This window comes from Martelella alba (assembly GCF_005217455.1).
GTDB lineage: Bacteria > Pseudomonadota > Gammaproteobacteria > Enterobacterales > Enterobacteriaceae > Acerihabitans.
Genome location: NZ_SZPQ01000036.1, coordinates 1 through 11,680, shown reverse-complemented (window position 1 = coordinate 11,680; position 11,680 = coordinate 1). Strand labels below are relative to the sequence as shown.

Genomic DNA, 11,680 nt, shown 5'->3' with positions numbered 1-11,680 from the left:
CTTACCTCTGTAGGGAAAAAGATGAATAATCATATCGGGGTGACCCAATATCTGATCCGTGGCTTGACCCTCTGGGGGTTTCGCGATCAGCAACAATGCGTTGATTATCTGTTTGCCGATGGCCGGGTGAAAACCGGTTGCCTGGTGGCGATCAATGCCGAGAAAGTGTTGAGGTCTGAGCGGGATCCGGCCTTGGCGCGATTGCTGGCCGAAGCGGAAATTAACTATGCCGACGGTATCAGCATTGTGCATTCCATCCGACGCAAATATCCCGCGGCCCGGGTTTCGCGCATCGCTGGCGCTGATTTATGGCAGGCCGTAATGGCGCGGGCCGGCCGGGAAGGCACGCCGGTATTTCTACTGGGCAGCAAACCGGATGTGCTGGCGCAAACCGCGGCCAAATTGCGCGATACATGGCGGGTGAACATTGTCGGCAGCCAGGACGGTTATTTCCCCGCCGAGCAGCAAGGGGCGTTATTTGAGCGAATTCAGGCCAGTGGCGCCGCCATAGTCACGGTTGCCATGGGCTCTCCCCGACAGGAAAAGCTGATGCGCGCGTGCCGGCGGGTTTATCCCGGGGCGTTGTACATGGGGGTCGGCGGGACATATGATGTGTTTACCGGGCGCGTCAAACGCGCGCCGCTTTTTTGGCAGCAATTGGGGCTGGAGTGGTTTTACCGGTTGCTGCGCCAGCCGGGACGGGCTTGGCGCCAGCTTAGACTGTTGCGTTATGTCGGCTACTATCTTAGCGGGCGTCTTTGAAAAAGCGGGGCGGGAGGGGCGGCCCTTGCGCCGTTAAACTCTGCCCGTGATATGTGGATACTTTGCTTGATGCAAAGTGGCGGTGGGGACGGGTGTTATCCTGGTGATGGGAAAAGGCTCTTAACGGGTAGGAAATGAGCAAAGCGTCATCAAACGCATCAAAAGTATGAAAAAGCACTAGACAGTCAGCCCGCGATTCCGTACTATCCCCACCCGCAACGGCGCTAAGCGCCCGTAGCTCAGCTGGATAGAGCGCTGCCCTCCGGAGGCAGAGGTCTCAGGTTCGAATCCTGTCGGGCGCACCATTTTGCTGTCGTGCGCAAGCGCTGTAGCAGTAGTTGCATAGCCGCGTTGCGGTAATCGATAATGGTGACTGTAGCTCAGTTGGTAGAGCCCTGGATTGTGATTCCAGTTGTCGTGGGTTCGAGCCCCATCAGTCACCCCAGAATATGTGGGCATGCGAAGGTGGCGGAATTGGTAGACGCGCTAGCTTCAGGTGTTAGTGTCTTAACGGACGTGAGGGTTCAAGTCCCTCTCTTCGCACCACACCCTTATCGATGATAGTCGGCAATCGTCCTCTTTCTTCCCCTGTTTCCGTTAGCCGCTGAATTATCGGGCAGGCGATGGCGGTGGGAAAGGCGATAAAAGCGGGGCATCGTTAGCGTATCTGCGGGCGATGGCAGGCCGCGCTTTGGATGCCGGAGGTTCCGGGGTTCTATCAGGCACCATCTTATCGGCGAGTAGCGCAGCTTGGTAGCGCAACTGGTTTGGGACCAGTGGGTCGGAGGTTCAAATCCTCTCTCGCCGACCAACTCTTTCGATCTTTCCTGGGCAACGTCTAACCCGCTTTTATCGTCCAAGCGGTTCCTCAGCCAATATGTTTTTGAACAAAGCACCAACGAAAAACGATAATTGCCCACCGCTTCAAAAAGATATTTATACTGTGTCCATGCGGTCGCGGTAAATTAACGTAGGCGGTAGCCTTGTCAAATATTATCGATATTTACTTCATATAATTCAAATAAAATAAATATCCTAGGGAAGAGAAGATATAAATCCTAACTTTATTAAGCTCACGTGGTTCTTTAAAAACAATGAGTTGATAACGCCGACGACAGAGGTCGCGCCTCATTGAATTCAGCAGTCTCCTTCAGAATAGGTAATGCTCGCCCGCATGTTGTATGCGTTCTCAAACCTCCAACGGCACACACCAGCCAAAAACGATTAACTTCCCGTATGTTGTTCTCATAATATTATTCGAAATAAAATATGATATTTCACTGTATCAATAATGATATTTCTTTTTACACCTTCGTCGTGATAAAGGCGAAACACACATGATGTTTTTAAGACGATAAAATGACGAGGAGCCAGGGATGAGCATCCGTTATGCGCATGTTTTACATTATCTGTTCAAGTGTGGAATGCCGGTTCTGTTTATCTTTCCCGGCGCGCTTTCGGCGACTGCCTTGTCTAACAAGCCAGTTCAAGAGGCGGCGATTTTGGACGAGCGTGAACGACAGCGCCACCAAATCCGCGAGCGCGCCCAACGCGAGAAGAATTCTTACGATTCCGATGTACGCTTGGCGCACCCCACGACCGTCCTGCCGGATTATCCGAAAGAAGAACACCCGTGCTTTACCATTCATAACCTGGTTTTAAAAGGAGATTCATCAGAACGGTTCCAATGGGCGCTCCATGCGGCAAACGACGCCAAGGGTCGATGTTTGGGCGGACAAGGGATTGTTCTGGTCATCAATAAAGTGCAAAACGCCATCCTGGCCAGGGGATATATCACCACCCGGGTAATGGCGCAGGAGCAAGACCTGACAAAAGGCGTTCTGACGCTCACCCTGCAGCCTGGTCGTATAAATGATATTCGTTTCGATGAGTCGGTTTCTTGGCGCGGCCGGATATGGAATGCCATCCCGGCATCCAGGGGGGATATCCTCAACCTGCGCGATATCGAGCAGGGATTGGAGAACCTGACTCGCGCCCCCAGCGCCGCCGCGGATATTAAAATTATGCCCGGCGCGCGCGATGCGACCAGTGACTTACAGGTAAGCTGGAAAGAGAGCCGCGCGGTACGACTGCGTCTTGGGCTGGAAGACGGCAACTCCAAAAAAACGGGCGTCTATTTGGGCAGTGCGACCCTATCGGTGGACGCCCCCTTGGCGCATAACGATCTGTTTTATATCAGTCTTAGTGAAAACCAGTTCCAGTCAGGCCCTTCCGGTAAGCGTTCGAAAACCCTGAATTATGTTTTCCCGCTGGGTTACTGGGCATTTTCGGCTTATTACAACAGGTTAACCTACAAACAGGTCGTTTCCAATATTAACCAAGTGCTGAACTTCAGTGGTAAAAGCGATGAATGGCAGCTAACCGCGTCACGACTGATATTTCGTAATCAATCGCACAGAACCACAATCAATGTAACGGTTTATCGCAGGAACTCCACCAACGCGGTAAACGATTATGAGATGAAATTGTACTGCCGTCGCACCGCGGGCTGGGAAATGGGGGTTAACCAGCGCAGCTACCCTGGCGGCGCCACATTGGATGGCAATCTTAGCTGGCGCAGCGGTACCGGCATGTTCGGCGCACGGCCGGCCCCGGGGGAAGCCACCCACACCGGCAGCGCCCGCAGTGGGATCTTGCTTGGAGACATCAGCCTCCACCAACCGTTCTCCATCGCAAAGCAACCGTGGCGTTACTACAGCGTGATACGCGGACAATCGAGTCCGAAGGCGCTGACGTCCCAGGATCGGATGGATATTGCCGGTCGTTATACGGTACGCGGATTCGATGGCGAGCATGTGCTTTCCGGCGATCGGGGCCTGTTATGGCGCAATGAGCTGGCATGGAATGTGCGCTCGCGCGGCCATGAAGTCTATCTTGCCATGGACTATGGATATGTGGGCGGCCCCGCCGCGCGTAATCTGGTCGGGCGTCAGTTGGCGGGCGGCGCCATCGGCCTGCGCGGCGCATTGCCAGGACAAGTCAACTACGACCTCTTTGTCGGCCTACCGCTTTACAAACCCCAAAATTTTACCACCTCCGGCGTGACAGCCGGCTTCAATCTCAATCTGACGATCTGAGACGTCGTCCGAAGAAGCTCCGCACTTATCAAATATCGACCTGTATCCAAACGGATGCTGGCGGTCGTGATCGCCGTTAGAGGGATATTGCCCATGAATAAACATTGCTACCGCCTTATCTTTAGCCGCGCTCGCGGAGAGTTACGCGTAGTAAGTGAACTGGCCCGCCGTTGCCATACGGCATCGGGGCGGAACCGGGGCGGTGGAACGTCGCGGTTGTGGGTGACAATACGCCCAATGGCGTGGTTTCTGGGATGCGCGATGATCGCCGGTCCTGTGGCGGCGCACGGCATTGTTGCGGACGGTGGCGCCATGCCGGGGCAGCAAGCGGAAGTCATTGCCACCCACAACGGGTTGCCGCAAGTCAATATTTCCGCGCCCAATCAGGCGGGGGTGTCGCACAACGCGTATCAGCAGTTCGATATCGGCAGTCGCGGCGCCATTCTCAACAACTCCGCGCTAATGACGTCCACCCAGCTGGCCGGGATGATCCAGGGTAACCCCAATCTGCATCCGGATGCCGCGCCGGCGCGAGTTATTCTCAATGAAATCAATAGCAACAATCCAAGCCAATTGCGCGGTTTCCTCGAGGTGGCCGGGTCAAGCGCGCATGTCATTATCGCTAACCCGGCGGGGATAGTGTGCAATGGCTGCGGCACCATTAACGCTGGGCAAATGACGTTATCCACGGGGAAACCACGATTGAATGCCGACGGCAGTTTGGCGGGCTATCAGGTCGAGCGCGGCGTGGTGCGCGTAGAGGGGAGCGGACTGAATAACAATGGTCGAGGCGACACCCCATACGTGGATATTCTGGCGCGTGCCGTGGAGATCAACGCCGGGATTTGGGCCAATGAAAAATTATCGATAGTCGCCGGCGTAAACCATATCAGTGCGGATGGACAGACCATCACGCCGCAGAACGCCGGCGACGATACGCCGGAAGTGGCGATAGATATGGGACAGATGGGTGGCATGTACAGCGGCAGTATCCGCATGATCGGCACTGAGGCGGGCGTGGGCGTGCGTAATCAGGGCGGTTATATCCATGTGGGCAAAACCCTGACTGTAAGCAGCGCCGGCCGTCTCAGTTGGCAAGTCCATGAACCTGAAGCGGTGACGAAAGCCGGCGGTAATATTACGCTTGCCGCCAGAAATGGAATTGAGCATGGCGGCAAATTACACAGCGGCGGCGCGATTTCGATACACAGCTGTGAGGGGGCAATCAAGCAATCGAGTACGTTGGTGGCGTCGGGTGATATTCATCTCAATGCCACCGGACAAGTCGATATCAGCCAAAGTACATTGTCGGCCGTTCATACTCTCGTTACGTCAAAGAAAGGCGGGGTCGCTTTGCGCCAGGCGAAGATCGACAGCGGTCAGTTAACAATCCATACCAAGGATAAGGTTGATGCGCGGCAGTCGCAGGTCTGGGCCGGGCGCTGGGAAATCCATGCCGATAGTCTTTTCAACCAGCATGCCGTGTGGTCGCAGGTCAATGACGGGGAGTGCCGCTTCGCCTTGACCGGCGTCCTGGACAATACCGGGGGCATTATTGAGGCGCGTCAACAGGACATCACTGCGGGCGCCCTGATGAATCAACGTGGTAGCGTTTTGGGGATAGGCGGCGCAGCGCAGCATTGGCGGATTAGCGGCAAGGTTGATAATGATGGCGGCAAATTAAGCGCCAACGGCGATTTGTGGGTCGATGCCGGCAGCCTCAACAACCGGTCTGGCATACTCACTAGCCGATCTTCCCTGTATGTTAATGCAAATGCCGACGTTCATAACGCCGAGGGAAAACTCCGTGCGGGGAAACAATTAGTCATCAATGCCGGGGGGGTTATCGACAATCAGTCCGGTTTGCTTTATGGCGAGCAATTACAACTGAGCTCAGTCCATCTTGGCAATGCGCAGGGTCAAATCACAAGTCAGGGCGACCTGAACATGCAATCTACCGGCATGTTGGAAAATAGCAAGGGCCGCATATTCAGCGGATCAACTCAGACACTGCAAGCGCAAAGCATCGCCAACAGGCGGGGGGAAATGAAGAGCCTGGGGGCGTGGACGGCTGTCAGTGACCTCTTTGACAACCGGGAGGGCAGTGTACAAAGTCAGCGAGACATGACACTCACTTCGGCTGGGTTGGATAACGACCAGGGCCTGTTTCAATCAAATGCTAATCAGCGATTGCATGTTGCTCAGACTATCAACAACGCCGCCGGCAAGATAATGGCTAAGGGGCGATTGGACGCGAGTGGCGCCGCACAAGAGAGTTCAACTGGCGAAATAAACAATGTCGGCGGTCAATGGCTGGCGGGTGAGGCGCTGAACATAGCTGGGTTTAGCCTCGATAACACCCGCAATGGTCTGTTGCGCAGTAACGATGCCTTACAGATCCGTCTAACGGGCCGGCTTGATAACCGCCAAGGCAAACTGCAAAGCGGTAAAACGCTGACGCTGGATACGCGGTCGTTGCAAAATGCCGGGGGAACGATAGCGAGCCAGCACTATCTTGCCCTGAGTGTTTCCACTTTACTGGACAACAACGCGGGCGCCATACGCGGCAATAATGACATGGCAATAACCGCCGATCGGATCGTCAATGCCCAAGGCGAATTTAACGGACGCGGCGGCTTAACGCTTACGACAGGTGAATTACACAACAATCAAGGTCGGCTTATTGGCCAGCGCGATAGTGTTTACCGCATAAAAGCCATTAATAATCAAAATGGTATGATAAAGAGCGGTGAGAGTCTGACCATTAATGCCCACTCGCTTGATAACCAGGGAGGCACGCTTGAGGGGGGGCGGGCTCTGGCGCTGACCTTACCGCATGATTACACCCATCGGGCCGACAGTACCCTGATGAGTAATGGCGCTGTTTCCCTATCGGTGGCGGGCGTACTGACCAACCTGACTGAATGGGAATTGCCAGCCAGTCTGGCTATCACCAGCGCGCAACTTATCAATCAAGGGCAGATAGTGAGCAAGATTTTGCAACTGACCACCGGGCAATTGCTTAATCAGGGTCGAATCGACGCCGACAGTATGTTGTTGCATATCGATACTCTGGATAATCCGGCAACCATAACTGGCGATGATATCGAAGCGCACGGCCGCAACATTGACAACCATGGCCGTGATGCCGTGATAGCGGCCAGCCGGTCGCTGCGTCTTCAGTCCGGGGAGCGCCTGACCAACCGGGACGGCGCCCTTCTCAACAGCGGCGGCGATCTTAACCTCGACAGCAAGGGGCTGATTGAGAATAACGCTAGCGTCATTGAGGCGGCAGGCGAGGTTAAGGTGGCGGCGGGCCGGCTGCACAATTTGCGCGAAGGACTGCTAATCGAACGCGCCGCTGAAAAGAACGAATACAAATGGCGCCGTTATAACTATTATTGGCGCTCTTACGGCTCGGGCATCAATTATGATAAAAATACCATGACGCCGACCGTTCAACGCTTGAGCTTCCGGGATGATGCCGAGGCGCGACATAACCGCTATGGCACCTTGCTGAATATCGATGCAACCGGTAAACGCGCCCAAGTGCGGGTCAAGACGGCCAGAGGACCGCTTGTGGACTTGTGGGTGAATTATCTGGCCCTGAAGCCTAACGCGGACGGCAGTCACGATATGACCTTCTACGAAACGCGCGGACACCGGCAGGACAACGCGCCGACGCCCTATCACAATACCGTATGGCGCGAATATAATCGTGGACGCATTGAACAGTGGACGCCCGAGAAACACATCGATATCGCCCAAGCGCCTTGGGTAGATGATTATAGTAACTTCCGCGAGCGTACCGTCACCGGCACGGTGGCGCGCGATATCCTTGTATCCGAGGGGACAGGCCCCCGAATCCAGGCTGGCGGTAACATGACGATGCGTGTTACCGGGCACTTGCTCAACGATGCCGGCACTATAACGGCGAACGATAATCTCGACATCAACGGCGGCGGTCGGGTGGAAAACAAAAGCTATTCTATTAACGAACGGCGCCAGGAATATATTGTCGACCATTATGACAAAGACACCGTGCACTGGTATCCCACATTCAACCGCGACGAATCCACCGAGCTGGCCATCATAAAGGGCAACATAGAGAGTAGCGGCAAAACCGCCATTACCGGGTTAAGCATCAGAAATAACACGGTCAACCAGGCGCAAATCAGCAGTACCGAGGCGGCCTTGCATGCTCTTGACGCCGAACGCGCCGAGTGGGAGCGCAACCCTCTGGCATTCGGCATTGAGGGTATAGGCCAGAAGGACGACGATAGCCAACGTGCAACGGGCCGTTTTTCAAACCATTCACCCGACTATCCTTTCCTGCCGGCCGAATTGCCGTTGACGCAAAAGCAACACTTGAGCCGCGTGGCGACGACCATACCCGATAACGGCCTGTTCCGGCAACATACCGCGTCGGACAGCCCGTTCCTTGTGGTAACCGACCCACGCTTCACCAGCCGAAGCCAGTTTATCAGCAGTGACTACCTGCTCTCGCGGGTCGGTTTTTCTCCGGCGCAAACGCTTAAACGCCTGGGGGATGGTTTCTATGAACAGCGTCTGGTGCGTGAACAGTGGCTAAAACTTACCGGACGGTCATCGGCACGCGGTGAAAATGCCTTGGCTGCTTATCAACAACTCATGAATAACGGCGTGAGGGTTGCGGCGGATTTCCATCTGGTGCCCGGGGTGGCGCTGACGCCAGAACAGATTGCGGCGCTGACGCAGGATATCGTTTGGCTGGTAAGCGAGACGGTTGAGACGGTGAATGGGCCGCAAACGGTTTGGGTACCGAAAGTCTATCTATCACACGCCAGGTTACGTCTAACCGGCGATGGCGCAGTGATCGCGGGGGGTGAACTGCACCTCTCGGCCGAGAGCATCAACAACGCCGGCACGCTTTGTGCCGATCAGGCGCTGACGCTCGACGCTAAACATGTCCTTCATCAGGGCGGCGATATTAAAGCCGACGCCATCGATATACAGGCGGAGAGTCTAACGCTCAGTACGAATTTGCAAGATGCGTTGCGGCAGGCCGCCATGAGCGCTAGAGATATCAACCTGAGTGGAACCGATATTCGCTTGCGGGGCGCGAAAATCGACGCCATGAATACTCTTGGCCTGAACGCGACAAACAACCTGGAGATCACTACGGCCAAAAGCAGTCATACTGCCAGTCTGGATGTGCTCGCCGGGGCGATGGGCGATCGTTCGGCCGGGCGTAGAACGCTTTTCGCTGCGGGGCGCTCGTCCCTCAACGAGGGGGATATACATGCCGGCGGACGCCTGGCAACAATCCAAGGTGAGTGGCAGCAGGCGCTGGGAAGCCAGCTTAGCGCTGGCGGCCGGCTCAATATCAAGGCCGGACAGGATATCAAGGTTCAAGGCAGTCAAGCACAAGCCGGCGCACAGCTAAACATACAGGCGGGCGGCGATGTCAAATTACTGACACAGACCACAACCAACACAACGCAACTGACCGCCAACAGCCGCACGTCATTGGTGAGCAATAGGCGGGAGGAAGAGCGTTTGCTGCCCAGCATGCTAAGCGGCGCGCAAGACGTTTTTCTGGCTGCCGGCAAGACATTGCTTGCCGAGGGCGCGCAGGTTGACAGTACACGGGGGCGCTTAACCCTGAGCGCTGAAAATATCCTCCTCAGGGAAGCGCGCCAGCAAGTCATTGATGAGGACAACGAGCAGATACGGCTAAACAATACCGAAAGCCGCCGTGATATGTCGACATCACGGGATGAGGCCATGGGGAGCACCTTCAGCGGGCGTGGCGGCGTCGCGGTTATTGCCCGTAAGGGAAACATCGCCATGACCGGCAGCACCCTGCACAGCGAACAGGGCGCCATTGCACTACAGTCTGCACAGGATGTGAAACTCAACAGCGCCACCGAACGGCAATCGCAATTCTCGGAAACGCACTCAAATAAAACCGGCGTTGCCAGCAAGAGCGCCAGCCACACGATAAAGGATGATAAGGTTACCCATGAAATAGGCTCTTTGCTCAGCGGTAGGAGTATCAGCGTTACCGCAGGCAACGACCTGGTGCTCACCGGTTCGGCCATTGCCGCCGACCAGACCGTCGACTTGCAAGCCGGGCGTGATGTCGTCATTGCCGCCGCCACAGAAACCGAATCCCATTACTTGCTGGAGGAGCACAAGAAAAGCGGCCTGAGCGGCAGCGGCGGTATTGGTTTCAGTGTGGGTAGCCAATCGACCCGCCATCAAGTGGACGAAAACGGCGTCACCCATAGTCAAAGCGTTAGTACGGTGGGGAGCAGTCAAGGCAGTGTCAATATTCAGGCGGGCAATCAGTTGCATATTGACGGAGCCGATCTGGTGGCCGGTAAAGATCTTAACCTGACCGGCGATAGCGTGCGGATTGACGCCGGCTATGATAAATGGACGCGAGAAGAAACATTTGAAACAAAACAAAGTGGCCTGACACTGGCGCTGTCGGGAACAGTAGGCAGCGCGGTCAATGCGGCGGTTACCACGGCGCAACGGGCAAGGAAGGAAAGCGACAGCCGTCTCAGCGCCCTGCAAAACACCAAAGCCGCCCTGTCGGGAATTCAGGCGGTACAGGCATATCATTATGACAATGCGCTAACGGAAGCGGCGGATGCGAAGAATGCCGCGGCCGGCCTGAAGGCCGGCGATCAGGGCGCGGAAAGTGGCGCTACCAATACCGTGGGCGTGACCTTGTCATACGGCAGTCAGTCCTCCAAGAGTGAAACGCGCAGCCAAAGCACCCAGGCGCGGAGCGGCATACTCACTGCCGGACAAAATCTGTCGATAACGGCCACAGGGAAAAATCATGCCCGCCATAGCGGGGACATTATAATTACCGGCAACCAATTGAAGGCGGGCAATGATCTGTCTCTTAATGCATCGCGGGATATCAACCTGCTTTCAGCGCACAGCACTGAACAAACGGAAGGCAAAAACAGCAGCAAGGGAGGCAGCATTGGCGTGGGTATCGGTGTCGGCTCAGGCGGGGCCGGCCTGAGCGTATCGGCCAGCGTTAACAAAGGCAAAGGTTACCATAAAGGCCATAGCCTGACCCATACCGATACCACACTGGATGCGGGCAACCGCTTGACACTCACCAGCGGCCGGGATACGACCTTGAAGGGCGCGCAGGCGAGCGGCGATCGCATCACCGCCGACATCGGCCGCCATCTCACGCTGCAAAGCGAGCGCAACAGCGACCATTACGAAGCCAAACAGCAGAACATGAGCGCTGGTGGCAGTTTCACCTTCGGCACCATGAGCGGCTCGGCCAGCGTCAACGTCAGTCGGGACACGATCAAAAGCGATTATAACAGCGTGGCGGAGCAGACCGGGTTTTTTGCGCGCGGGAGCGGGTATGACATCAAGGTCGAGGGACATACCCAACTGGATGGCGCGGTCATCGCCAGCCAGGCCGGAGTCGCTAAGAATACCCTGGATACCGGCACCTTGGGCTGGAGCGATATCCACAATCAGGCCGACTATCAAGTCAAACATCAAAGCGCGGGTTTCAACAGCGGCGGGCCGGTAGGCGGCAATATTCTCAGCAACCTTTCCGCCCTACCCATAAGCGGCGTCAATAAGAGCGATCATGCGCATGGTACCACCAAAGCGGCCGTCAGCGCGGGTAAGTTGATGATTCGGGACAAGAACCAGCAGCGGCAGGATGTGGCCGAGCTGAGCCGGGATACTGACCACGCCAACGGCAGCATTAATCCGATATTTGACCAGGAGCAAGCGCACAGGCGTTTGCAGCAGGCGCAGCTTATCATCGATTTGGGCGCGCAGGC

The 11,680-nt window shown here is 55.8% G+C and carries 3 protein-coding genes, 4 tRNA genes and 1 pseudogene; all 8 read left to right on the top strand.

Annotated features, from left to right (window positions below; translation table 11 throughout):
* The first annotated feature begins 21 nt into the window (after positions 1-21).
* Entirely contained in the window at positions 22-762 is a 741-nt protein-coding gene (gene wecG / locus FCN80_RS19870) for a lipopolysaccharide N-acetylmannosaminouronosyltransferase (protein WP_136992029.1), read from the top strand.
* 228 nt (positions 763-990) lie between these two features.
* Positions 991-1,067 (top strand) — tRNA-Arg (locus FCN80_RS19865).
* 64 nt (positions 1,068-1,131) lie between these two features.
* Positions 1,132-1,207: transfer RNA gene (locus tag FCN80_RS19860), tRNA-His, on the top strand.
* 14 nt (positions 1,208-1,221) lie between these two features.
* Positions 1,222-1,308, top strand: a tRNA-Leu gene (locus tag FCN80_RS19855).
* 188 nt (positions 1,309-1,496) lie between these two features.
* Positions 1,497-1,573: transfer RNA gene (locus tag FCN80_RS19850), tRNA-Pro, on the top strand.
* A gap of 565 nt (positions 1,574-2,138) precedes the next feature.
* Positions 2,139-3,860 carry a ShlB/FhaC/HecB family hemolysin secretion/activation protein gene (locus tag FCN80_RS19845; protein WP_230492804.1) on the top strand — a complete coding sequence of 574 codons (1,722 nt, stop codon included), beginning with the start codon at positions 2,139-2,141 and terminating at the stop codon, positions 3,858-3,860.
* A 54-nt stretch (positions 3,861-3,914) separates the two neighbouring features.
* A pseudogene (locus FCN80_RS27490) lies at positions 3,915-4,091 on the top strand (ESPR domain-containing protein); the annotation flags it as partial.
* Between the two features lie 30 nt (positions 4,092-4,121).
* On the top strand, positions 4,122-11,680 hold a 7,559-nt coding region (locus tag FCN80_RS19840; protein ID WP_230492803.1), incomplete at its 3' end, for a hemagglutinin repeat-containing protein.

What these genes read in the sequence shown, in the direction of transcription:
- wecG (WP_136992029.1), top strand. Translation starts at nt 22, where the DNA reads ATGAATAATCATATCGGGGTGACCCAATATCTGATCCGTGGCTTGACC.
- FCN80_RS19845 (WP_230492804.1), top strand. Translation starts at nt 2,139, where the DNA reads ATGAGCATCCGTTATGCGCATGTTTTACATTATCTGTTCAAGTGTGGA.